Below are 23,312 nucleotides of genomic sequence, written 5' to 3'. Positions count from 1 at the left end.
CACAGGAAGTATGGGTGGCTGTCAGTCGAACAGTGTCAACAGTTCGGCTACTGCCACCTCGAGATGGTATCGCAGCGCCTTCTCGGCGACCATGAGGTCGCCACTGGCCAAAGCATTGAGAATCTCGCGGTGTTCGCGGCCGATTCGTTTGGGGTCTTCGTAGTGCTGCCTGCTGCGGGCAAGGATCAGCTGTAACTCCGAGGACATGGCTACGTACGCCCTCAACAGTCGCGAACTCCCCCCTGCGCGAACAACTTCGCGGTGGAAACCCAGGTCGACGGCGATGGTCTCCGCCCATGACTCGTCACCGGTCATCGCTTCGAGTTGCTCGACCATCTTCTCCGCATCCGCCAACGACGCCCCGGCACGGATGGCCAGTCGCGCAGCCTCGATCTCCAGGGCGGCCCGGAACTTGAACAGATCTGCGACGTCATCGCGAGCCAGTGACGGCACGAAGACACCGCGATTCTGCTCGTACCTCAGCAGTCCTTCGTCGGTGAGTACCCGCAGCGCGCCCCGAAGCGAGTAACGCCCGACGCCGTAGCTCTGCGCCAGCGGCACTTCTTGCAGCTTGCTACCCGGACCGAAGTCTCCGGAGAGAACACGCTGTCGGATCGATGTCACCAGCGCATCCACCGTCGAAACACGGCCCAAAGGATCTGACACTCGCCGACTCCTTCAGTCGATCGCCGATCTGCACAGGCAACAGACCGTCGAGAATTGTATCAACATCGGGCAAGGGCGCCCCCTGCCACCGAGGAACGCCGCCCCGAGATTCCGTCCCTGAACCCAAGGAGGCCCGCATCGAAAAATATTTTCTACCAGAGTCTTTCGCTCCTTCCCTTCCCCACTCTTGGTAATGAAGCCCGCCTCGGGACAACTTTCCGCCACCGCTTGACCGCCACAGTATTCCATGTCACATTGATATTGTGTCAACATTCTCGCGAGCTGATTTGTCACCCACGCCCCTGCGCATGCCTGATCTGGCGCGCATCAGCGACTATTGCCACTACTGGGCGCAGCTGCATCCGGATCACGAAATGCTGACCCACGCCGAGATCCGACTCACCCGTATCCAGGTTCAAGAACAGTCCGCGGCGCTGGCGCGTGCCTTTCTCGCCGCAGGGGTGCAGCGTGGCGATCGAGTCGCCGTCCTGGGCAACCCCCGGCCCGAGTTCTACGTGACCTTCCTGGCCGCGGCCAGGATAGGAGCTGTGTGGCAGGGGCTGAACCCGAAGTACACCCCCGCCGAGTTGGACCACGTGGTGGGCGACTCTCGGCCGAAAGTTCTCATGGGGCTCACCGAGGGCTATCGCCAAACCCTGGAATCGCTACGCGAGCGGGTTCATTCGACCAGTCCGGTCATCACCCCGGGCCACAGCTGGACATCATTTCTTCAGGCGGGCCAGACCCTGGAGGCTGAGGCGCTTCAGCGTGCCGAAGCCGCCGTGGCCAGTGAAGACCCCGCTGTCCTCGTCTACACGTCCGGCACATCAGGGCGCCCCAAAGGCGCGCTCCTGCCTCACCGTGGCCTGGTGCAGTGTTCAGTCATCCAGGCCGAGCGCTGGTATCAGGAACGGCCGCGGATGCTGTGCGACCTCCCCATCAATCACATCGGCTGTCTCGGGGACATCAGCAGTTCCGTGGTCGTTGCCGGGGGCACAGTGCATTACATGGAGAGATTCGATCGTTCGGGGGTCTTGGACGTCATCGCCCGCGAACGCATCGAGTACTGGTTGGCCATCCCCACGATGTTCCTTCTGGTGATCGGAGCACCCGAATGGGCAACAGCAGATCTGTCCAGCCTCAAGCGCGTCATCTGGGGTGGAGCCGCCGCATCTCGTGAGCTCATCCTCGAGTTGCAAAAGCGCGTCCCCGTGGTGTGCACAAGCTACGGCATGACCGAGACCGTCGGATCGATCATCTACACCGACGACGACGATGACATCGACGCACTGGCCGACACGGTCGGCCGGCCCGACGCACGATATGAGGTGCGCATCGCGCGATCCGATGGTGAGCAGTGCGGTGTCGACGAGGAGGGCGAGATCCAGACTCGTGGACCGTTCGTCATGTTGGGCTATCTGAATCGACCTGACGCCACCGCAGAGGCCATCGACGCCGACGGCTGGTTACACACCGGCGATGTCGGCCGCATGGACCGCGACGGTCGCATCCGGTTGGCCGGCAGACTCACCGATATGTTCAAGTCGGGTGGGTACAACGTCTACCCACGCGAAATCGAGATCGCACTCGAGGCGCATCCCCAGGTCTCATCGGCGGCAGTCGTGAGCGTCGCCGACGACCTGTACTCCGAAGTCGGTGTCGCCTTTGTGATCCCGCACAACAAGTCCGAACTCGACGTTGACGCTCTCCGCAGTTTCCTGCGCGGCCGCCTCGCCAACTACAAGATCCCGAAGCGGTTCGAGCTCTGCTCGGAACTCCCCCGGCTTGCCATCGGCAAGGTGGACAAACGCGCCCTGAAGAACATCGCCGCGGCACCCAGCCTCTAGGAGAACCATGAGCCACCCGAACAACGACGAGGAACTGGTCGTCACCACCGCAGTGCAAGACACCGTCGCCATTCTGCGGCTCAACCGGCCGCACCGCCTCAACGCACTGTCTGAAACCCTGGTGGACGCACTGATATCCGCGCTGACGCGTGCACACTCCGACGGTCGGCGAGCTGCGATCCTCACCGGCACCGGACGTGCGTTCTGCGCCGGTTTCGACCTCAAGGAAGTTCGCGACGACGGTGGCCTACGTCAGATCCAGGCACAGCAACGCCTCGCCGCCACCCTCACCTCGCTACCGATCCCTGTGATTGCGGCCATCAATGGACTCGCGGTGGGCGCCGGTTGCGAAATTGCGCTGGCCTGCGATTTCATCGTGGCCAGCAGTGAGGCCCGGTTCAGCCTTCCCGAGGTGCTGATCGGTACAGGCATGGGGGGTGGCACCTCGTTTCTGTTGGCACGCACCATCGGTCGCATCAAAGCTTCGGAATTCGTGTTGCTCGGCGAGCAGATCTCGGCTTCCCAGGCACATTCGATGGGGATGGTCAGCCGCGTCGTCGAACCCGAGCAGCTCGACATCGCAGTCCAAGAGCTCGCCGCCAAACTGGCCTCCCGTCCTCCACATGCCATCGCCACCGTGAAGGAGGCGCTGCGGCGCGGACTCGACCAGTCGTTCACCAAATCCCTGGAGTCCGAACTGGAGGAAGTTCGAGTCGCGCACTTCCATCCCGAGTCGGTGGCCCTCATGAACGCATTCAGGGATCGCTCCGCCGGCTCCGAACCGGCATGACCTCAGCCCCACACCACCAGGAAGGAACACCACCATGGCCGACCGCTGGCTGACATTCGACTGCTATGGCACCATCATCGACTGGAGAACCGGGATGACCGCGGCGCTGGAGAGCGTCGCACCTGGCAGATCAGCCGAACTGATCGACGCGTACTACGCGTGCGAACCGGAGATCGAAGCCGAACCACCGTTTCGAAACTACCGCACCATCCTGACCGAGGGATTGCGCCGCGCCAGCGAGAAGACCGGAATCGCGTTGGCCAACAATCGTTTCAGCATCCTCGCCGATACCCTACCGACCTGGCCGGCGTTCGCGGACTCAGTTCCCGCGCTCCAGCAGTTACAGGACGACGGATACAAGCTCGGCATCCTGACCAACACCGATGTGGACATGTTCGCGCAAACCGTCGCCGGGCCACTTCCGGTGGTCTTCGACGAAGTCATCACCGCCGAGGAAGTGCAGAGCTACAAACCCGGTGACGGGCTGTTCGACGAATTCCTGACCCGGCACAACCCCGCGCCCGCCGACTGGATTCACATCGGCAACAGCGTGTGGCACGACTGCGAACCCGCACACCGCCGCGGATTCCGCACCATCTTCGTGCACCGTTCCGCCGATCCCCAGGACAACGAGTGGATCCACCTGAGCAACAGCGGACAGAGCAGCGTGACGGCTACCATCGCCGACCTCGCCGCCCTGCCGGCCACCGTGCGCGGGCTGTAGCGATGTCCATCCCGCACCGCTTCGCTGGTCGCCGCGCTACGAAGGTGAGTGAGATGGCCAGCGAGCAGTCGCCAACCGCGATCGTCCTGGACACCGTCGAGAAGCGATTCGGGGACCACATCGTGTTGAACAACGTCTCGCTGTCGGTCGACACCGGCCAGGTGGTTGCCTTGATCGGTCCGAGTGGAGCGGGAAAGAGCACCCTGCTGCGCTGCATCAACCTCCTGGAGCGTCCCTCCTCGGGCACTGTCACGGTGGACGGGGTCACCATCCATGTCGACCACACTATCAGGGCAAAAGAGTTGGCGGCCTTGCGATCCCGCGTTGGGATGGTGTTCCAGTCGTTCAATCTCTTCCCCCACATGACCGTGTTGCGCAATGTCACACTCCCCCAGCAGCGGGTCCTCGGCCGCAGCCGCGAGGAAGCCGAGGAGCGGGCCAATGTCCTGCTGAAGCGAGTGGGACTGGCCGACAAGGCAACTCAGTATCCGGGACGATGCTCCGGCGGACAGCAACAACGGATCGCGATCGCCCGCGCGTTGGCACTGGATCCCAAGGTCATGTTGTTCGACGAGCCGACCTCGGCGCTGGACCCCGAGGTAGGTCTGGAGGTGCTTCACGTCATGCGAGAACTCGCCGCCGACGGAATGACGATGGTGGTGGTGACCCATGAGATGCAGTTCGCCCGCGATGTCAGTGACCACCTGGTGGTGATGGCCGAGGGCGGAATCCTCGAAGAGGGCACACCGCACGACATCTTCGCATCACCGAGTCGTCCTCGCACCCGCGAGTTCCTACGGGCCGTCCTGGACCGACGGTGAACATCGATACCTGGTTGATCGTCGCGCAGGGCGTGGTGGCCACGCTTCAGCTCACGGTGGTGGGCTTTGCGATCGGCGCCATTCTCGGACTACCCCTGATGGTGCTGCGCATCACCCGCTTCTGGGTCCTGCGTTCCGCGGCGCGGGTCTTCATCGAGTTGGCCCGAGGCGTCCCGTTGATCATATGGTTGTTCCTGATCTACAACGGCCCGACCCAGTTCAATCCCGCACTCGGTTCGGTGTTCACGTCGTGGCGCTCCGCCGTGCTGGCCATCGGGTTGGTGTCGGCGGCCTACATGGCCGAGATCTACCGGGGCGCTCTGCGTGCGGTGAACCACGGTCAGTTCGAAGCAAGCCGAGCGCTGGGCATGTCCCAGGTTGACACGGCCTCGCGGATCGTCGCGCCACAGATGGTCCGCGTCGCCATTCCGGCGTCCGCGTCGTACGCCATCGGTCTGTTGAAGGACTCCTCCCTGGCGTCCACCATCGGTGTCTTCGAGATCACCTACTACGCCACCACCGTCTCCAGCAACACCAGCTCGGTCACACCGTTCTTCGTGGCCGGTGTCTATTACGTAGCACTGACTTTCCCCTCGGCGTGGGCGGCCCGCCGGCTCGAGTCCCGCATGATGGAAAGGGTGGCGTGATGACTGACATCTGGAATGACTGGGTGACCCACCACGACCAGCTGTTGGCCGGTCTGTGGACCAGTCTGCGTTTGACGTTCATGGCTCTGCTTCTGGGTCTGCCAGGAGGATTGTCACTGGCGGTGGGCGCATCGTCACAACGAAAGGCAGTGCGCTCGCTGGTGATCACTGTCATCGAAATCGGCCGCGGCACTCCAGTTCTGGTACTACTGCAGATCGTCTACAACGGCATTCCGGTGACTCTGACAGCGTTCGTGTGCGCCACCATCGCGTTGGCGCTCACGACCGCGGCATACACCAGTGAGATCATGCGTGCCGGCCTGCAGGCAGTCCCGCGCGGGGAGGTCGAGGCCGGTCAGGCTCTGGGAATGAGCAGCGTCCACGTCCTACGTGACGTCGTGATCCCGCAAGGCATCCGGATCTCCCTGCCACCGCTTCTCGGCTTCTGCATCCTGATGTTCCAAGCCACGTCGCTGGCGTTCGTCATTGCCGTGCCCGAGCTGACGTCTCAAGCAAAGTCCATCGCCAACAACACCTTCCACTACTTCAATCTCTTCATCATCGCCGGCGCGCTCTACGCCTTGGTCACCATCTCGGCGAGCCTGGCCACGGAAAGGCTCGAGAAGGTGCTGCATCGCCAACACGCTTGACCCATCGACCCACTACCACGAAAGGCATTCCGTCCATGCGCTCCCAACTTCTCATCACGGCGGCAACGGTGTCCCTACTCGCAGCGCTCACAGCGTGCGGATCGTCCACCGATGACACCGGATCCGCTTCCGAATGCACCCCGGCGCATCCCGGCATTCGCACCGTCACCCCCGGAACTCTCACGGTGGCCACCTACAATTTCCCTCCCTTCCTCGTCGTCGAAGGCACCTCGATTTCCGGGATCGAGGGTGAGATCCTGCACAACGTCGCCGACATGGAGTGCCTGCGCCTGTCATCGCAACCACTGGACACCGCATCGGTCATTCCGGCAACGCAGAACGGGCGCACCGACATTTCTGCCGGCGACTGGTACTGCACCGCGGCGCGCGCGGAGGTGCTGTCCCTGGCGGGTCCGGTGTTCAGTGATCAGATCGTCATCGTCTCCAACGACGGGGCCACCACGTTCGACGAGTTGCAGGGGCGAACCGTCGGCACGGTCGACGGCTACATGTGGAATGAAGAACTGCAAGGGGTCTTCGGGCCGAATCTGAAGATCTATCCCAATCCCACCGCGGTGTACAACGATCTCGAATCAGGACGACTGGACTCCGCGATCGATTCCATCGGCACTGCATCCTTCGCCAAGGAGCAGAAGAGCACCGACTGGGACATCGAGCGACCGGCGCCGGATCCACGGGTGGCTTCCAGTGAGGCCCCGGGCCAGGTGTGCTTTCCGATGTCGAAAGACAACCCGGAACTCTTCACCGCAGTCTCGGACAACATTGTCACGCTGCGCGACAACGGCACCATCGCCGAGATCCTCAAAGCCAACGGTGTTGATCCCTCAGCCGCCGAACCCGGCCCACTTCAGCTGATCGGCTGACGTGTACACACCCCACGAAAGGAACACGATTTGTCCAAGAAGACAGCGGAATTGAGCCGCACAGTCGGCCATCAGGATACCGCCGCTGCGTGGGGGCCCGAGTTCCCGGCGGCAGCTTCCACGCCGTTCATCCTGTCGATGGCCGAGTTGGTCTGCCACAGTGTTCTGGCGCCGCAGTTGGCCCGCGACGAGATCACCGTGGGCGCCGGGGTCGAGCTCAGCCACGACCGGCCATCACCCGTGGGTGCCATGCTCACCGCACGCGCGACACTGGAGGACCGCCGCGGCAGGAAAGCGTCGTTCACCGTCGAGGTCGTCGACGCCGGCGGGCAGGTCGTTGCTCAGGTCAGGCACACCCGTGCCGTCGTGCAACGTTCCGTCATCGACACAGCGCTTGCCGCGTCTCAGTAGACGGTGTAACCCCCGTCGATCACCACGACCGATCCCGTCATGAACGCCGACGCGTCGGAGGCCATGTACACCACCGTCGGTGCGATCTCGTCGGGCATCGCGTAGCGCTTCATCGGGGCGTCCTCGATCCAGTGCTGACGGAACTCCGGCCGGTCCACCGGGGCCATCTCGGTTTTCACGTAGCCGGGGGCCAGCGCGTTGACGCGGATGTTGTACGGCGCCCACTCGGCAGCCAGTGATTTCGTCAGCTGGTGCACCGCCGCCTTGGAAGCGTTGTAGGACGCTTGCCACTGCGGGCGGTTGACGATGATCGAGCTGATCGATCCGATGTTGAGGATGTTGCCGCCGCCGTGCTCCATCATGTAGGCACCGGCGCGCTTGCTGAGCCGCCACAACGACCGGGTGTTGACGTTGAACACCAGGTCCCAGTCGTCGTCGGAGATGTCAAGAGCGGGCTGGTGGATGGCCAGACCCGCGTTGTTGAGCAACAGGTCCAGCCCACCGAGCCGTTCCACCGCACCCTCGATGGCCGCGGCCGGCCCCTCGTCGGCGGTGACGTCCACCTCGAACGCTTGGACTTTCAGCCCCTCGTCGGCCAACTCGGCGATGGCGGCGGCGTTGCGGTCGACGTCGCGGGAGACGAAGACGACGTCGGCGCCGGCCTCGGCCAGGCCCCGCACGAAGGCAAATCCGAGGCCGCGGTTACCACCGGTCACCAGGGCGCGCTTCCCGGCCAGCGAGAAGGCATCAAGAACAGTCACTATTTCTCCGTTTCGAACAGGCGGCTCAGTCGCCACCGCGGAACCTTCGAGTGGTCAATCCGTTGAGCAGGGCGGCCAAGATCAGGACCACACCCAGCGCGAGCAGTTGGAACTGGGTTCCGGTGTTGCCCGAGAAGTACAAGATGATGCCCGCGTTCAGCCACACGATCAGCAGTGTGGCCAGCAGCACACCGGCAATGCGCCCGATACCGCCGGTGATCGCGACACCGCCGAGCACGGCGATGGTGATTGCGGGCAGTGCCAGCCCGTTGCCCGCGGTGCCGGCATCGGGTCGCGCGGAGGCGAATTGCGCGGTGATGTATACCGCGACCAGTCCGGACAGCACCCCGGATGTCACGTAGGCCCGCATCCGCGTGGCCGCCACGTCGACCCCGGCCCAGCGCGCCGCGACGTCGTTGGTGCCAACGGCGTAGAGCCGCCGCCCGTAGGTCCCCCGTCCCAGCGCCAGCCACAGCACCAGCAGTACCGGGATCAGGAAGGTGAACACGCCCAACGGCACGTCGGGGATGTACGCCCCGATCACCGGGACCTCGACCGAACTGGTGAGGGAGTACAGATCCTGGATCTGCGGGCTGTTTATCGGCTTCTGCCCGTTGATCACCATGGCGATGGACTTGTACGCGTAATAGGTGGCCAGTGTCGCAATCAGTGCGGGAAAACCGATGCGGGCCACCAGGAATCCGTTGACGGCACCCAGCAGCGCACCGACGGCGATGGCGAGCAGCACCGCGATCGGCAGTGGCCATCCCCACTGGCCGTAGGCGAATCCGAAGATCATGCCCACCAGAGACACCATGGCACCGACGGACAGGTCGATTCCGCCTCGGCCGGACACAATGACCACCAGCTGTGCGAAGGCCAGCATCGCCAGAGGTACGGCGTCGATCAACACCGCCGACATGTAGTCGAAGTCGTAGTCACCGCTGAGATAACCGTTGGCGCTCAGATACATCAGCCAGCCGACGACGATCACGATGAGGATACCCAACAACACGATGCGCTGGGTCAGGACAGCCTCGAGAATCCGGTCGGCCCGGCTGCGCCCGGCCGGTTTTTCAGCAGCGGGCGGCGCCGCGGTGTCGGCGGTCACGATTCCCTCCTGGCACGTCGACGGAGCAAGTCGGTTCCGACGGCGATGACGATGAAGATGCCGACGAACAGGTCGGACAGCTGTGAAGGCCAACCAAGCTGTGTGACACCGGATTTGACGGTCTGTACCAGCAGTGCCCCCAGCAGGGTACCGAGTACCGAGCCACGTCCACCCATGATCGACGTGCCGCCGATGACCACCGCAGCAATCACCGCGAGTTCCTGACCCGATCCCACCGACTGATCCAGATTGGAGGTGCCCTTGGCCAGGGTGAAGATCGACGCGAGGCCGACGAGCAGACCGGTGATCACGTAGGCCATGAGGATACGGCGCTGCACTCTGATGCCGGCCAACCGCGCGGCCACCGGATCACCGCCGACGGCGAAGAAGTGCCGTCCGCCGGGTGTGTGCCGCAGATACCACCACGCAATGGCGGTCAGGATCACGGTGATGGCGAAGCTGTTGGGCACTCCCAGTGTGCGGCCGTCGATCCCACGACCGAACCACGCCAACGTGTTCGGCATGCCGGCGACGGGAGTGGAGCCGAAGATCTGCAGCCCCACGAACAGGAACAGGTTGGCGGTGCCGAAGGTGATGATGATGGCGTGCACTCGTCCGTAGGCGATGAGTGCGCCGTTGACCAGGCCCAGCACCGCGCCGGTCCCGAGCGCCACGACCAGACACCACCACACCGGTAGCGCCGCGTCGCGCATCAGTTTGGCGGTGATCACCGAGCACACCATGATGGCTCCGGCGACGGAGACGTCGATGCCGCCGGTGATGATCACAAACGTCATGCCGATGCCGATCAACGCGACCGGTGCGACTTCGACCAGCAGCGGGATGATCGAGCCTGCGCTCAGGAAGGCCGGCGTCGCGAAGGCCAGTGCAATCCACAGCGCCACCAGGACGGCGATCAGCGCGATCTCGGCCGGTGTCACCGGTGACGGCAGCACCCGCCCTCGGGTCTTGACGGGCGCCGCGGTGGGGGCGGCGTTGGGGTCGAGTGTGGTGCTCATGCAGTCGCCGACCCTTCCCGGTCCCCCGCGGCTGCCGCCAGCACGTCGGCCTGCCGGGCGTCGGGGCCGAACTCCGCGGTGATGGTGCCGGCCCGCACCACCAGCAGCCGATCGGCGATGCGCAGTGCCTCCTGCAGGTCGGAGGTGACCACCAGGACCGCGGTGCCATTGTCGGCGAGTTCGGTGATGATGCGGTGTATCTCTTCCTTGGCGCCGATGTCCACACCCTGGGTGGGCTCGGCCAGCAGCAGCAGTTTGGGCCGCTCGACAAGCTGGCGGGCCAGCATCACCTTCTGCGCATTGCCGCCGGATAGTGTTCCGACAGCTTGGTTTTCGTCGGAGGCGCGGACGGCGAGCCGTTTCATCAGATCCTTGACCACGCTGCGCTCCTTGCTCCGGTCGACGAATGCCCGTCCTAGCGAGAGCCTTTGCAGGTGGCCGATCGAGACGTTGAACGCGATGGACTGGAAGGAGAACATGCCCTCGGTTTTGCGGTTCGCCGGCAACAGCGCGATGCCCGTTCGCGCGGCTTCCCGCGGTGAGCGCGGAGCCACCGGGCGTCCTTCGACCACGATCTCGCCGCCGCTGGTCTTCGCCAATCCGTAGATGCACTCGGCGATCTCGGCGACGCCGGAACCCACCAGGCCGTAGAGCCCCAGGATCTCACCGGAGCGCAGCACCAACGAGACATCCTGGAAAGATCCGGCGCGGGCCAGTGACTTCAGTTCCAGCACCGGCTCACCTTTCGGTGTGGTACGTGGTCCGGCCTGCTCCGAAAGCGCTTCACCTACCATGAGTTCGGCGATACGACGCACCGTCATGTCGGCCATCGGATAGGTGCCGATGGTGGCGCCGTCACGCATGACGGTCACCTGGTCGGCGATCTTGACCACCTCGTCGAGGCGGTGGGAGATGTAGATGATGGCCACGCCGTCCTTGGCCAGCCGGGCGATGATGCCGAACAGCACCTCGATCTCGGCGTCGGTCAGGATGGCCGACGGCTCATCGAGGATCAGGACCCCGGCGTCCCCGGCCAGCGCCTTGGCGATCGACACCTGCTGCTGCGTGGCCACCGACAGGCTGCCGACGACGGCAGTGGCGAGTTTGGCCGGCAGGTCCAGGGATTCGAGGAGCGTGACCACCTGTTCGTTCTGCGCAGCCCAATCGACACGACCGCGGGTGACGATCTCGCGGCCCATGAAGATGTTCTCGGCGACGGTGAGCTCGCTGAACAGCTGGGGCTCCTGGTACACCGTGGCGATGCCGAGGTTGATGGCGTCGACGGTCGAGGTGATGGTCACCGATTCACCGTTGTAGGTCACCGCTCCGGCATCAGGTGTGGTGGCACCGGAGATGATCTTGATGAGCGTGGACTTGCCGGCACCGTTCTCCCCCACCAGCGCGTGCACTTGCCCGGGCTGGACCTCGAAGTCGGCATGCCTGATGGCCTTGACCGCGCCGTAGCTCTTGACGACACCGGTGAGGGTCAGTCGAGGCTGCTGCGCCATGAACTCTCCAAAGATTGAGATCAATTGGGCGACGCGCGTTTCCGCGCGCCGCCCAACCGAAGGCGGATCAGTAGTCGAACTCGCCGACGTTCTCGGTGGTGATCAGCAGGGGGTCACCGAGGATCAACGTCTTGCTGGCCTCGTCCCACTTCACGTCGGGCAGGTCGTCGCTGACCTTGTTGTCGGCCTCGAACGGGGTGCCGGAGGCCACCTGCTGGCCGGCCCACACAGTCAGGTAGCCAAGGTTCTCCACGTTCCACAGGATCGAGCCCGAGGAGGACCCGTCTTCCAGGTACGGCGCCATCGACTTCGGGGTACCGACGCCGACGGTGAACACCTGCCCGATCTTGCCGGCGTCCTTGACCGCCTGGGCGACACCGACAGCCGAGGTGGTGCACTGCCCGATCAGGCCCTTGAGGTCGGGATGTGCGCTCATCAGGTCGGTGGACATCTGCGTGCCGCGGGCTTGGTCTTCACCGGAGTACACCACGTCCACGAGTTCAGCCTCGGGGTACTTTTCCGCGACGTAGGCCTTTTCGACCTCGATCCAGGAGTTCAGGTTCTCGGCGGTCTCACCGCAGGACACAATGGCCCACTTGCCCGTTCCGCCCATCGCCTGCATCAGCGTCTCGGCGGTGGTGGTGCCGATACCTTCAGCGGTGGCCTGGTTGACAAACGCCTCGCGCACCGAGTTCGGCGCGTCGGTGTCGGCGGTCAGCACGTTGATGCCGGCGTCCTGCGCCTCTTTCATCAGCGGCGCCATGGAGTCGGGATCGTTGGGGGCGACCACGAGGACGTCGACGTTCTGCTGGATGAAGGAACGCACGATCTGCGCCTGTGCGGCGGCATCGGCGGACGTGGGTCCCTGGTAAAGCCATTCGATGTTGCCGAGATCGGCGGCGGCCTTCTTGGCGCCGGAGTCCATGGCCTCGAAGTAGGGCGAGCCCTGCAGCTTCGGCACGAACGCGACCTTGATCGCCTCGCCGGACGCACCCTGGCTCTGCTCGGCGCTGCCGCCTCCCGTGGTGGCCGGAGCGGCCTCTTCGTTCTTCTTTGTACACCCGCCGGTGATCATCGCTGCGGCCAACGCCACGCTGATCACTCCGACGACACGCTGGGAAATCGCCATCGATTCTTCCTTCGGCCCGGGGTGAGAATCACGTGTCCGCGCCGCATCGACGCCGACTACGTGCACCTCGCCCGAGACCTCCCCGGGCAGGCGAACACTCAACGCGCCGTTTCATATATCGAACTCCGCGTCGAGTGATGAAACACACACTAGGCACGCCGTCACCGGCTTGTCAACAACCTCGGTCGCCGTTCTCGCCCGCCAAAGTTGCAGTGGTCGAACGCAACAAATCCACTACGCTTCCTCGAATGGCGGTGGTACACGACTGGTCGTCGGGCGGTGGACGCGTTCCCGCACTGACGCGCGCCGCCGCCGTCCTGCAAACGGTCACCGACGCCGGCCGACCGATGACGCTCGCCGAACTGACCGAGCTGACCGGCTTTCCGAAGAGCAGCGTGATGGGCATCTGCCACGCACTGGCTGACGAGCTGTTACTCGCCCGCGGCGTGGACGGCACCTACGTGTTGGGCTCGCGCGTGTTCGAGCTGGCCTCGACCGCACGCGCCCAGAGCTGGCCGATCCACGACATCGGGTTCAGCTACCCCATCGACGAGAGCTTCTTCCTCTCCGAGATCGGGGCGCTGCACGCCGAGGCCGACCGCCTCGACGCCCGCCTGCACGTCCATACCGCCAAGGAGGACAGAACACGCCAATCCCGGCAGATCCTCGACTTCGTCGACGCCGGATTGGATCTGATCCTGATCGAACCGGTGGCCTCCGAGGGCCTGGAGGAGGCCTGCGCCCGAGCCGGCGCAGCCCGCATTCCGGTGGTGGCCATCGGTTCGGCTGTCAGCGGCGCCAACGCGGTAGTGGCGACCGACAACACCAAGGCCGGCTTCCTTGCCGGCTCCGCACTGGCCGGCGCGTTGGGCGGGCGGGGCCGCATCGCTGTCGTCGGCGGCATTCCCATCACCGCGAACTCCGACCGCATCGCCGGCTGTCTCGCGGCGATCGCCGCGCACCCCGCCATCGAGGTGGCCGCCACCAGTCGGGGCGAACTGGACGCCGCGTCGGGGCAGCGCGCCGCCGAGGAGATCTTGGCTTCCGACGCCGGCATCGACGGCTTCTTCGCCGCCAATGACCAGATCGCCATGGGCATTTCGCAGGTCCTGCGTGATCGTGAGCTCCACGTCCCGATCGTCGGCGTCGACGGCGCCAGAAACGCCGTCGAGCAGATCCGCACCGGCGGACCCATCATCGCCACCGCAACCCAGGACCCACCGGCGCTGGTGCGGGCGGCCATCGACATCGGCATCGCCTTGCACAGCGGTGCACGCGTCACGAGGCCGTCGCGGTACATCACTCCACAGTTGATCGACGTCAACAACGCCGCGAAGTACGAACCGTGGGGGTGACCGGACCACGCACCCCGGCCGTGCACCGCGGTGCCCGCGTCCTCGATGCGGTCTCGGCTGGGACCGCCCGCACCCCCACTGCGCTGATCGGCATGCTCGGCTTGCCCAAGAGTTCGGTGTCCGACCTTCTCGGCACCCTGGAGGACGTCGGCTTCCTCACCCGCGGAACCGACGGCGGTCTGCTCACGGGCGCGCGGTGGTCACAGCTGTCCGATCCTGATGCTGTAGCGCACAACCTGTTTCGTGCCTGCGCCGCACCGGATCTCGACGGACACACCATCTCGCTGGTTCGACTGTTCGGCAATCAGGTGATCTTTGTCGACGTGCATCTGGGTCGGCTGCCGCTGCCGCTCACGCCGCGCCCCGGCCAGCGATTCGGCGCCGGCATGTGCGCCGGCGCCGCCGCCATACTGTCCTCGATGTCCGCCGATGAAGCATCGGAGGCGGTTTCGGCCGCTGCCGGTCACCTCGGACTGACCGACGAGGACATCCAGCGCTGTCTGGAGCTGCGAGCACCGCGGCGGCGCAACGTCTACGAGTCCACGTCCCCGATGGGGCACCAGCTGGCCTGTTCGGTGGCGGGCACCCGGTACGCGCTGGTCCTGCACGTGCCTGACCGTTGGCCAGAGCCCACCACCCGCAAGGCCGGTCGCGCTCTGCACGTGGCCGCCAACATCTACTGATACAACCCCGAGAAGCCGGGTCGAGCGCGAATATCGTTACGCCGCAACGGCAATCCGTGTGACACCGATCTGCCCGACGGGTGTGGCCACACTGCTGCTCAGCGCCGTCACCAACTCCGAGAACCCCACCGCCGCCGCGTGAGCAGCCCGGCTCGACAACTCAGCAGTGGATGCGGAGACCGTTGATAGTCAACGTTAACAGCTATTAACACACTAGGAACGAGAACGACTTGCGGCTGGATTGAGATATTGGGCGTGCGCAGGTACGTAGAAACCCAAAACAAGCTGTTGCACAGGCAGAAATATCGATCTGGACCCCGGCGGCCAGCTGGCCGTGACCATACTGTTGACAACATCACACCCGAGTCTTACGTTAATGCTCAGTCACACTCCAAACCGGATCAGCCGTGGCAGCCGATCGGTCGATCAGCACTCTTGGTGACGTGCCGCGGCTTCGCAGCGCGCACCTCTGCGTTGGCCAGGAGTCACGGTGCGGGCGACACGAGCGGACAACCAAGCCCAACAACGGATCCGTGGACACAGGAGGCCAAGGACGCAGACACCTCGAGCGGCCGACCCACTTCGACGTGACGAATCCGCCTGTTGGTGTCGCAGCGGGATCGGCCCGAAACCGCAGGATCGACAACCCTCAACAGTTCGCCAAGAACCACCTATACCAGGTCGTCTCGACAGCCCGGACCTGGCCAATCCGCCCATGATTGAGAACGGAGCAGCACCATGTCACTGCGCAACTCCCATGACTCGCCTTCAACCTCGGCTGACCAACGCGCACGCGCAGGCGCAATCCTCGCTGCGGTAATCGGATGCGTCGCCGCGTTCAAGGGCCTCAACGAGTCGGTGACACCGCCGGCATTGCCCATCCTGCAGGAACAATTCCAAGTCCCCGGATCGACGATCTCCTGGGTGATCACCGGCGTGCTGTTGACCGGGACCATCGCGACGCCGATAGTGAGCCGACTCGGCGAAGTCTGGGACAAACGCCGGGCACTACTCGCAGTGCTGGCCATCGTGTCGATCGGGACGCTGATGTCCGCCCTGTCGATGTCCATCGAGATGCTCATCGTCGGTCAACTGTTGCAGGGTGTCGGCCTCAGTACTGTCCCGCTGGCCATCGGGATCATCCGCGATACTCAGAACGAGGTACGTACGAAGTCCGCGAACGGCCTTCTTGTCGGGGCGATCTTCGGCAGCACAGCAGTCGGAACCATGATTGCCGGACCGATCGCCGACCACCTCTCCTACCGCTGGCTGTTCTGGGTGCCCTTCATCGCGCTCACCGCGTGCATGGTCGCGGTGTGGCACTTCGTTCCGCGTTCGCTGAAATCCGGTGGACCACGACCCCGCATCGATGCCGTCGGCAGCGTCCTGCTGGCGCTCGGACTGGCATGCGTACTCCTGGCACTGACCTTCGCCCCCAGCTGGGGCTGGCTGTCACCGAAACTGCTGCTGCTCTTCGCCGCTGGACTGGCAGCGTTCGCACTCTTCGTCCGTACCGAACTCACCGTCGTCGATCCGCTGATCGATCTGCGGCTCATGCGCAGCTTCACCGTGGTGGCCGCAACGGGTCTGATGTTTCTGGCCGGCTACTGCATCAATGCGTTTCTGATCAGCGTGCCCATCCAGATACAGCTGCCCGCGTCCACCGGTTACGGTCTGGGCCAGACGGCGACCGTCACCTCCGTCATCCTGGTCTCCGCGATGATGATCGGGTTGTCCGCCCCCTTGATCTCCGTACTCGACCGGAGGCTCGGCTCGCGCATCGCGTCAGCACTGGCTCCCATCTCGATCCTGGCCGGTGCTGCTCTGATGCTCGTGGCCGGGAACCGGGGCAGCATCGTGATCATCGTCGTCGTCTCCCTGCTCATCAACTTCGGCATCTCTGTGTCGATGACCCAGTCACTGAACCTCGTGGTCACCGGTGTCCCCGCCGATAAGGTGACCGAGTTCAACGGCCTCAACTTCGCCATCCAGGCGGTAGCCGGGACGGTGGGTGCCCAGGTATCCGGCGCAGTCCTCACCGTCGACGGCGCTGCCGTCGGCACCCCTCCACCGTGGAGTGGGTTTGCGATTGCGTGGGGGCTTTCCGGTGTACTCGCCGTCATTGCCTTGGCCCTCGTCCTGGCAGTCCGAACCCCGCGACCCTCAACCCGGTAGCAGCTCCGCTGCGTCGGCCCTGGATCACGCCCAGGGCCGACGCTCCATGTCAGATGACGGTCAAGCCCGGTGTCGACTGCGATGGGGGTGCCGCCTGCTGCTCTCGAATCCGCTTCGCGGAAGGTAATAATATCGCTATTTCATTAACTATTGCCGAGGCCGAGACAACTCGGCGCACATCCGTTTCACGAGCTAGTTCATACCCTTCAAGTGCCCTTTATGTCACGTCTCCGGACTCGCCTTGACAGCTCGTCTGGGCAGACATACGTTAATGAGCATTCACACCGTGAGGAGAGGTCAAAGACCATGCGATTCATATTCATGAGTGAGGGCGAGACAGCGCCTGGGGCTTCGTACGAGCACCGTTACCGCGAATTGATCGACGAAGTACTGCTGGCAGAGGAGGTGGGCTTCGACGCATTCGGCACCTCCGAACAGCACCTGGCCATCGGCACCGCCACCACCTCGGCACCCGAGGTTCTGTATCCGTATCTGATGGCGCTGACCAGCCGGATCCGGTTCGTGCACCTGGTGACCCTGCTTCCCACGCGGATCAACCACGCCATTCGTGTCGCCGAGCGGCTCGCCACCGAGGACCTGCTGTCTCATGGTCGTGTCGAGCTGGGAGTGGGGCGCGGAAACACAACGCTCTCCCTGCGCGCGTTCGAGGTCTCGCCCGCCGAGAACAAGTCGCAGCAGCTCGAAGGCATCGAAGTGATCCGCCGAGCGCTGCACAACGAGGTGTTTTCCTTCGTCGGCGAACACTACAAGATCCCGCCCCGCAGCCTTGTGCCCAGAAGCATCCAGACGCCCTATCCACCCATCCACATGGCGACGGGCAGTCCCGAATCCGTCAGGGCTGCAGCCGAACTCGGCGTCGGTGCGATCGTGGGTGGCTTCTACTTGGGCTTCGATTTCGTCGAGAACATGATCCGTATCTACGACGAGGCGCTGGCTTCGGCGACGCACACCTATCCACTCCAAGCCGAACGTCTGGTGGCGATCGGCGGAGGCATGCACTGCGCAGAAACCCGAGAGGAAGCCCGCAGCTGGGCGCGCGGCCTCAAAGAGACGGTCGGGTTGTCCACCGACGCCTACGAGCGACTGTCGAAGCTGTCCAGCGATTACCAGTACATGGGCGCGGTGAAGCATCTCGACTTCAGCGACGAGCAGTACATGTTCGAGGAGTCGTCCGGGTTCATCGTCGGCGACCCGGATGACTGCATCGCCCAGGTTCAGCGATTCGCCGATCTCGGCGTCGACTCCCTGGTGATGCGAATCGACGGTCTGCCGCACAAGGAGCTGATGAAGTCGATCGAACTCTTCGGCAAGTACGTGATCCCCAAGTTCAAGAACCCGCGCGGCATAGCGCGTACCCCGAGGCCATCCTGGCCGACATCCGCGCCGCGCGCCCCGCCCATTACGCCGAACGAGAGGCATTCGAGGAGAACATGAACCAGAAGCAGCCGGCCATCAGCGGTGTCGGAGCGGGTGAGGGCCGGTGAGCGCCCGCAACGGCGACGACGTCTTCGCGCGGTATCCCCGGGAGTTCCTGATCGAACGCAAACCCAACGGGGTCCTGCTGATCACCCTCAACCGGCCCGAGCACCTCAACGCACTCACCATGCCGATGTTCGAGCAGATGGGCGACCTGCTGATCGACGCCGACCGCGACCCGCAGACCCGCGTCGTGGTGGTCACCGGCGCCGGCCGCGGTTTCTGCACGGGTATGGATGTCGCTCAACCCGATCCGTCACTCGAGGACGCCATTGTCCTCATGGAGACCGAACGCCGGCGCATCATGGCCACGCTGAGCATGGACAAACCACTGATCTCGGCGATCAACGGCCCCGCAGTCGGGTGGGGTCTGTCACTGGGCCTGCTGGCCGACATCAGCATCGCCGCCGAGGACGCGGTGCTCATGGACGGGCACACCCGCGTCGGTGTGGTTGCCGGCGACCACTCGTCGTTGATCTGGCCGCTGCTGGTCGGCATGGCCAAAGCCAAGTACTACCAGCTCACCTCGGCTCGGTTGACCGGGATCGAAGCCGAACGCATCGGGCTGGTGAGCCTCGTGGAGCCCAGGGAGAAGGTGCTCGAGCGCGCGTTGTCGATCGCCGACGATCTGGCGATGGGCTCGCAGCGGGCGATCCAGTGGACCAAACGGTCGCTGAACACCGGGTGGCTCACCAACAATCTTCCCCAGCAGGAACTCTCGGCCGCGCTGGAGACGCTGAATTTCGCCGGCGCAGACTATCTCGAGGCGCGCCAGGCGTTCCGGGAGAAGCGCCCGACCCGCTTCCCGTCGGCTCACGGCCACCTTTCGGCGCCGGCCCCGGAACCCGCCGGCCAACCATGACCGAGGTGTCTCTGTCGGAGGTCCCCGGGGCGAATTGGGTCGACCGGGACGGCGTCCTCGTCCTCACGATGGACCGGCCGCCGGCGAATGCACTCAACCGCGGCCTGATCGTCGGTCTGTGCAGGTTCTTCACCGAACTGGCAGCCCATGATGCTCCTGCACCGGTGGTTCTCACCGGTGCAGGAGCCCGCTTCTTCACCGCCGGTGGCGACATCAAGGAGCTCGAGGGCACGGGCACCGCCGAGATCGAGGGACGGATGCGTGACTTCCACGCACTGCTGGTGGCTCTGGATCGTTTCCCCCGGCCGTTGATCGCCGCGGTGAACGGGCACTGTGTCGGTGGCGGACTCGAACTGGCGCTGTTCGCCGACACGGTCTTGGCGACCCCGCACGCCACATTCGGATTCCCGGAGATCAACCACGGTCTGCTGCCCGCGGACAAGGGACTACAACGTGCGGTGCGCCTGCTCGGCGCACCCGCCGTGCGATCCATGGTGTTGTCCGGCGACCTCTTCTCCGCCGAGAAAGCCGTCGGCATCGGGTTGGTGGAACGACTCGAGAACCCCACCTCCTTGCTCGAGTCCGCCATCGAGACCGCCCGATCCGCAGGCGCCAAGGCGCCCGTGCTCTACCGGGCACTGAAACGAAGCGTCAACGATTCCGACAGCGGCCGAGACGAGCGGTCACTGGCCACCACCATCAGCGCCGCGCAGGACTACTTCGAAGATCCCGTCGCCGCCGCGCTGCGGGCCGGCTGGAAACGGGAAAGGGTCTCGGGTGGCCACTGACCGGCAGATGGCCGGCAACATCAATAACGCTGAGGACGAAAGCAGACGACGGTGGCGATGACAGTCGTTGATCAGATGTACGAAAGTCGCGAACAGAATCAGGTCTCGAGCCAAGCTCGTCTGCCCCGGTACCACCGTGAGTGAGGCAGGTACGGCGGGCGCCTCAGCCGGTGAGGTCCGGATCGAGCGGATGACCAGCGACGAGGTGGCGGCGGCCGTCGCCGGTGGTTCCCGCACCGCGATCCTGCCGCTGGGCGCCGTCGAACAACACGGCCCCCATCTGCCCCTGTCGATGGACGCCGATCATGCCGACGCACTGGCCGTCCGCATCGCCCACGCACTCGGGGATGCTCTGGTTCTACCGACGATCCGAGTCGGATACTCCCCTCACCATCTCGGCTTCGCGGGCACACTGTCATTACGACCCTCGACCCTGGAAGCACTGTGCGAGGACTACGGTGCCCACCTGGTGGATTCGGGCTTCGACACACTCGTCCTGTTCTCCGGTCACATCGGCAACTACTCCGTGATGCGTGAGTTCGAGGACCGCCTGAGCACCATATTGGCACCGCTGTCGGTGATCGTCTTTCCCAGTAGTGAAGCGATCCTCGACGCGTGGCGCGACGCCGCAGGGGCGTCTGGACTGCGCGACCACGTCGGTGGCCACGCGGACATTGCAGAGACGTCGGTCATGCTCGTGCTGCATCCCGACCGGGTGCGGCCGGACCGGCTGGCCTCCGGGCTCTCCGTCGACACCGACGATGCATTCCTGGCGCGCGTGTTCGACGAAGGTCTCAAAGCACTGTCCCCCAACGGAATTCTCGGCGACCCTCATGGAGCCAATACCGCGATCGGCACTACCTGCCTCGAGTTGGTCACCGATCTGATCGTCGATTACGTCCGGAGCCGACACCCATAGCGTTGTCGCGGAGTTACCTCAACAAACCCAACCACCCTGCGTTCATTCTCAGGAGCAAGCCAGATGAACACCCTCAACCGGATCAGTTCCGGTGACCTCAGCCACGACATGTCACGACTGCGCAGGCTCTACGGTCGCTACCCGACAGGCGTGGCCGCGATCTGTGCGCTGCGCGACGGACAACCAGTGGGCATCGTCGCCACGTCATTCACCCCTGTCTCGATGGAACCAGCCCTGGTGTCGATCTGCGTGCAACACACCTCGACAACATGGCCGCAACTGTCCCGAGGGGGTCATGTCGGAATCTCCGTGCTCGCCGAAGGACATGCCGAGTTGTCGCGACAGCTGGCGGCAAAGACCGGTGATCGTTTCGCCGGGCTCACCTGGTTTGCCAGCGAGTCCTCGGGAGTGTTCCTCGCGGATGCGGCGGCCTGGCTCGACTGCCGGATCAGCTCATCGATCACAGCAGGTGATCACGAGGTAGTGCTACTGGAAGTGATCAGCGCTGCCGATGACGCCACTGTCTCGCCACTGATCTTCCACGACAGCCGATTCCGAACCATGCTCGCTGATGACCACCACAAGTGACCGGAGCGTGCGCGCTCGCACCGACGCCGCCGACGTGACCCAGCTCGACCTGGGCTGGAGGATCGCCGAAGTGGCCGCCGACCCCGTCGCGGTTCCGGCCGAAACCCAGGCCATGGTGATCAACCGCCTCATCGACAACGCCGCGGTGTCGGCCGTCTCCGTGGGCCGGCGCCTTGTGGGGGTCGCGCGCGCTCAGGCCCGCGCACACCGGAACACCCCGGGGGCAGCGATTTTCGGCATCGACGGAACCTTCTCGCCCGAGTGGGCGGCCTTCGCCAACGGTGTGGCCGCTCACGATCTCGAGTTTCACGACGCCTTCCTGGCCGGCCACCACGCACATCCCAGTGGCACCATCCCCGCCCTTGTGGCCGTGGCCCAGCACACCGGACTTCGTGGCACGGATGTGATTCGCGGTATCGCCACCGCGTACGAAGTGCACATCAGCCTGGCCAGGGGATTGTCACAGCGTCACAGCACTTTCGATCACGACGCACACCTGGGTGTCTCCGTGGCTGCAGGTCTGGGCACCCTGCTGCGGTTACCCGCGCCGACAATCCGTGCCGCCATCGGCCACGCCGCGCATCTGACTGCGCTGCCCGGCCGATCCCGGTCCGGCTGGCACCGTCACACACCCGCCCACACCGGCAAACTGGCGATCGAAGCCGTCGACCGCGCGATGCGTGGTGGCTCGTCAACCCTGTCTGCAGACGATGCCCAAGACGAGCTCGACTCCACATTGTGGCCTGCGGAGCACGTGTCCCTGCCGGCGATGGGAGAACCCAAGCGGGCCATCTTGGATAGTTACCCGCGCCAGCATTCCGCCGGCTACCTCGGGCAGGCTCCGATCGATCTGGCTCTTCGGATGCGGGATCGGATCAGCCGCCTCGGCGACATCGAGTCCATTGTGCTGCGCATCGGTCATCACGCTCATCTCGTGGTCGGCACCGGCTCGGCTGATCCACACAAGTTCGAGCCCGATGTATCACGAAATGCGTTGAGCCAATCGGTGGTGTACTTGTTCGCCGTCGCGCTGCAGGACGGCGTCTGGCATCACGAGCGGTCGTACGCGGCAGAGCGTGCCCAGCGCCCCGACACCGTCGAGCTGTGGCAAAAGATCGCCACGGCCGACCTGCCGTCGACCGATTCCGTGAAAACGCCCTTCGGCGTCCGGGCCGAAGTCACCATGGCCAGTGGCGAGGTGATCGTTGATGAGCTCGCAGTAGCGGATGCACACCCGGCGGGTGTGCATCCATTCGAACGCAAGGACTACGTGGCGAAGTTCACCGAACTCGCCGAGGGGGTCATCGACAGGCGCGAGCAGCAGCGTTTTCTGGACGTCGTGACATGCCTGAACGATCTCAAGCGAGGTTCACTGGGAATGCTGAACCCACTGGTGGACAGTCGAATCCTGGACGAAGCTCCCACCACCTACGGTGTTTTCCGGTAGCCATCCGATCGCTGGCCCCACGAGGGCCGG

The 23,312-nt window shown here is 64.5% G+C and carries 23 protein-coding genes; 17 read left to right on the top strand and 6 right to left on the bottom strand.

From position 1 onward, the window contains the following. Positions 1-21: 21 nt before the first annotated feature. Positions 22-666 carry a GntR family transcriptional regulator gene (locus BVC93_RS22120; protein ID WP_083739336.1) on the bottom strand — a complete coding sequence of 215 codons (645 nt, stop codon included), beginning with the start codon at positions 664-666 and terminating at the stop codon, positions 22-24. 308 nt (positions 667-974) lie between these two features. Here BVC93_RS22120 and BVC93_RS22115 point away from each other — a divergent pair, with 308 nt between their 5' ends. From BVC93_RS22115 to BVC93_RS22080, 8 genes are read left to right on the top strand one after another with little or no spacing between them, the layout of a single operon-like run. Next, positions 975-2,513, top strand: coding sequence for a class I adenylate-forming enzyme family protein (locus BVC93_RS22115; protein WP_083739335.1), 1,539 nt, complete (start codon positions 975-977; stop codon positions 2,511-2,513). Between the two features lie 7 nt (positions 2,514-2,520). Continuing rightward, on the top strand, positions 2,521-3,303 hold the full coding sequence (locus BVC93_RS22110; protein WP_083739334.1) for an enoyl-CoA hydratase/isomerase family protein: 783 nt from the start codon (positions 2,521-2,523) through the stop codon (positions 3,301-3,303). Positions 3,304-3,337: 34 nt separating this feature from the next. Continuing rightward, positions 3,338-4,027, top strand: coding sequence for an HAD family hydrolase (locus BVC93_RS22105; RefSeq protein WP_083739333.1), 690 nt, complete (start codon positions 3,338-3,340; stop codon positions 4,025-4,027). A gap of 53 nt (positions 4,028-4,080) precedes the next feature. Continuing rightward, complete coding sequence (locus tag BVC93_RS22100) at positions 4,081-4,848, top strand: amino acid ABC transporter ATP-binding protein (RefSeq protein WP_083741237.1); 768 nt, start codon at positions 4,081-4,083, stop codon at positions 4,846-4,848. Beyond that, complete coding sequence (locus BVC93_RS22095) at positions 4,845-5,495, top strand: amino acid ABC transporter permease (protein WP_192860063.1); 651 nt, start codon at positions 4,845-4,847, stop codon at positions 5,493-5,495. Before BVC93_RS22100 ends, BVC93_RS22095 begins: the two co-directional genes overlap by 4 nt. After that, positions 5,495-6,145, top strand: coding sequence for an amino acid ABC transporter permease (locus tag BVC93_RS22090; RefSeq protein WP_083739331.1), 651 nt, complete (start codon positions 5,495-5,497; stop codon positions 6,143-6,145). Before BVC93_RS22095 ends, BVC93_RS22090 begins: the two co-directional genes overlap by 1 nt. Positions 6,146-6,180: 35 nt before the next feature. Next, on the top strand, positions 6,181-7,029 hold the full coding sequence (locus BVC93_RS22085; RefSeq protein WP_083739330.1) for a substrate-binding periplasmic protein: 849 nt from the start codon (positions 6,181-6,183) through the stop codon (positions 7,027-7,029). Positions 7,030-7,059: 30 nt separating this feature from the next. Continuing rightward, entirely contained in the window at positions 7,060-7,440 is a 381-nt protein-coding gene (locus tag BVC93_RS22080; protein WP_236950070.1) for a thioesterase family protein, read from the top strand. Here the strand turns inward: BVC93_RS22080 and BVC93_RS22075 are convergent. The 5 genes from BVC93_RS22075 to BVC93_RS22055 all read right to left on the bottom strand — a co-directional run bounded on the left by BVC93_RS22075 (position 7,434) and on the right by BVC93_RS22055 (position 12,968). Continuing rightward, positions 7,434-8,201, bottom strand: a complete 768-nt coding sequence (locus BVC93_RS22075; RefSeq protein ID WP_083739329.1) for an SDR family NAD(P)-dependent oxidoreductase — start codon at positions 8,199-8,201, stop codon at positions 7,434-7,436. The genes BVC93_RS22080 and BVC93_RS22075 overlap by 7 nt on opposite strands. A gap of 25 nt (positions 8,202-8,226) precedes the next feature. Continuing rightward, complete coding sequence (locus BVC93_RS22070) at positions 8,227-9,312, bottom strand: ABC transporter permease (RefSeq protein WP_197687515.1); 1,086 nt, start codon at positions 9,310-9,312, stop codon at positions 8,227-8,229. Further along, complete coding sequence (locus BVC93_RS22065; RefSeq protein ID WP_083739328.1) at positions 9,309-10,331, bottom strand: ABC transporter permease; 1,023 nt, start codon at positions 10,329-10,331, stop codon at positions 9,309-9,311. The genes BVC93_RS22070 and BVC93_RS22065 overlap by 4 nt, the downstream gene beginning before the upstream one ends. Further along, positions 10,328-11,839: a sugar ABC transporter ATP-binding protein gene (locus tag BVC93_RS22060; protein WP_083739327.1), complete on the bottom strand. Its 1,512-nt coding sequence runs from the start codon at positions 11,837-11,839 to the stop codon at positions 10,328-10,330. Before BVC93_RS22060 ends, BVC93_RS22065 begins: the two co-directional genes overlap by 4 nt. A gap of 67 nt (positions 11,840-11,906) precedes the next feature. Continuing rightward, positions 11,907-12,968: an autoinducer 2 ABC transporter substrate-binding protein gene (locus BVC93_RS22055; RefSeq protein ID WP_083739326.1), complete on the bottom strand. Its 1,062-nt coding sequence runs from the start codon at positions 12,966-12,968 to the stop codon at positions 11,907-11,909. A 248-nt stretch (positions 12,969-13,216) separates the two neighbouring features. Between BVC93_RS22055 and BVC93_RS22050 the strand changes: the two genes are divergently transcribed. From BVC93_RS22050 to BVC93_RS22010, 9 genes are all read left to right on the top strand, one after another. Further along, positions 13,217-14,323, top strand: coding sequence for a substrate-binding domain-containing protein (locus tag BVC93_RS22050; protein WP_192860062.1), 1,107 nt, complete (start codon positions 13,217-13,219; stop codon positions 14,321-14,323). After that, positions 14,320-15,006: a helix-turn-helix domain-containing protein gene (locus BVC93_RS22045; RefSeq protein WP_192860061.1), complete on the top strand. Its 687-nt coding sequence runs from the start codon at positions 14,320-14,322 to the stop codon at positions 15,004-15,006. The genes BVC93_RS22050 and BVC93_RS22045 overlap by 4 nt, the downstream gene beginning before the upstream one ends. 738 nt (positions 15,007-15,744) lie before the next feature. Next, complete coding sequence (locus BVC93_RS22040) at positions 15,745-17,181, top strand: MFS transporter (protein WP_083739323.1); 1,437 nt, start codon at positions 15,745-15,747, stop codon at positions 17,179-17,181. Between the two features lie 306 nt (positions 17,182-17,487). Further along, positions 17,488-18,636: an LLM class flavin-dependent oxidoreductase gene (locus BVC93_RS22035; protein WP_236950069.1), complete on the top strand. Its 1,149-nt coding sequence runs from the start codon at positions 17,488-17,490 to the stop codon at positions 18,634-18,636. A gap of 46 nt (positions 18,637-18,682) precedes the next feature. Further along, a complete protein-coding gene (locus tag BVC93_RS22030; RefSeq protein ID WP_083739322.1) occupies positions 18,683-19,540 on the top strand; it encodes an enoyl-CoA hydratase-related protein in 858 nt (285 codons plus the stop codon). After that, entirely contained in the window at positions 19,537-20,328 is a 792-nt protein-coding gene (locus BVC93_RS22025) for an enoyl-CoA hydratase/isomerase family protein (RefSeq protein WP_083739321.1), read from the top strand. Before BVC93_RS22030 ends, BVC93_RS22025 begins: the two co-directional genes overlap by 4 nt. A gap of 136 nt (positions 20,329-20,464) precedes the next feature. Continuing rightward, positions 20,465-21,247 (top strand): creatininase family protein, encoded by a 783-nt coding sequence (locus BVC93_RS22020; RefSeq protein ID WP_236950068.1) that lies wholly within the window; start codon positions 20,465-20,467, stop codon positions 21,245-21,247. 63 nt (positions 21,248-21,310) lie between these two features. Continuing rightward, positions 21,311-21,835 (top strand): flavin reductase family protein, encoded by a 525-nt coding sequence (locus BVC93_RS22015; RefSeq protein ID WP_083739320.1) that lies wholly within the window; start codon positions 21,311-21,313, stop codon positions 21,833-21,835. Next, positions 21,819-23,282: an MmgE/PrpD family protein gene (locus tag BVC93_RS22010; protein ID WP_083739319.1), complete on the top strand. Its 1,464-nt coding sequence runs from the start codon at positions 21,819-21,821 to the stop codon at positions 23,280-23,282. The genes BVC93_RS22015 and BVC93_RS22010 overlap by 17 nt, the downstream gene beginning before the upstream one ends. Positions 23,283-23,312: the final 30 nt, after the last annotated feature.

This window comes from Mycobacterium sp. MS1601, assembly GCF_001984215.1.
Taxonomy (GTDB): Bacteria; Actinomycetota; Actinomycetes; order Mycobacteriales; family Mycobacteriaceae; genus Mycobacterium.
The sequence above is the reverse complement of the archived record's forward strand: the minus strand, read 5'-3'. Positions and strand labels throughout refer to the sequence as shown.

What these genes read in the sequence shown, in the direction of transcription:
- BVC93_RS22090 (WP_083739331.1), top strand. Translation starts at nt 5,495, where the DNA reads ATGACTGACATCTGGAATGACTGGGTGACCCACCACGACCAGCTGTTG.
- BVC93_RS22105 (WP_083739333.1), top strand. Translation starts at nt 3,338, where the DNA reads ATGGCCGACCGCTGGCTGACATTCGACTGCTATGGCACCATCATCGAC.
- BVC93_RS22100 (WP_083741237.1), top strand. Translation starts at nt 4,081, where the DNA reads ATGGCCAGCGAGCAGTCGCCAACCGCGATCGTCCTGGACACCGTCGAG.
- BVC93_RS22035 (WP_236950069.1), top strand. Translation starts at nt 17,488, where the DNA reads ATGCGATTCATATTCATGAGTGAGGGCGAGACAGCGCCTGGGGCTTCG.
- BVC93_RS22115 (WP_083739335.1), top strand. Translation starts at nt 975, where the DNA reads ATGCCTGATCTGGCGCGCATCAGCGACTATTGCCACTACTGGGCGCAG.
- BVC93_RS22010 (WP_083739319.1), top strand. Translation starts at nt 21,819, where the DNA reads ATGACCACCACAAGTGACCGGAGCGTGCGCGCTCGCACCGACGCCGCC.
- BVC93_RS22055 (WP_083739326.1), bottom strand. Translation starts at nt 12,968, where the DNA reads ATGGCGATTTCCCAGCGTGTCGTCGGAGTGATCAGCGTGGCGTTGGCC.
- BVC93_RS22065 (WP_083739328.1), bottom strand. Translation starts at nt 10,331, where the DNA reads ATGAGCACCACACTCGACCCCAACGCCGCCCCCACCGCGGCGCCCGTC.
- BVC93_RS22050 (WP_192860062.1), top strand. Translation starts at nt 13,217, where the DNA reads ATGGCGGTGGTACACGACTGGTCGTCGGGCGGTGGACGCGTTCCCGCA.
- BVC93_RS22110 (WP_083739334.1), top strand. Translation starts at nt 2,521, where the DNA reads ATGAGCCACCCGAACAACGACGAGGAACTGGTCGTCACCACCGCAGTG.
- BVC93_RS22040 (WP_083739323.1), top strand. Translation starts at nt 15,745, where the DNA reads ATGTCACTGCGCAACTCCCATGACTCGCCTTCAACCTCGGCTGACCAA.
- BVC93_RS22025 (WP_083739321.1), top strand. Translation starts at nt 19,537, where the DNA reads ATGACCGAGGTGTCTCTGTCGGAGGTCCCCGGGGCGAATTGGGTCGAC.
- BVC93_RS22015 (WP_083739320.1), top strand. Translation starts at nt 21,311, where the DNA reads ATGAACACCCTCAACCGGATCAGTTCCGGTGACCTCAGCCACGACATG.
- BVC93_RS22085 (WP_083739330.1), top strand. Translation starts at nt 6,181, where the DNA reads ATGCGCTCCCAACTTCTCATCACGGCGGCAACGGTGTCCCTACTCGCA.
- BVC93_RS22060 (WP_083739327.1), bottom strand. Translation starts at nt 11,839, where the DNA reads ATGGCGCAGCAGCCTCGACTGACCCTCACCGGTGTCGTCAAGAGCTAC.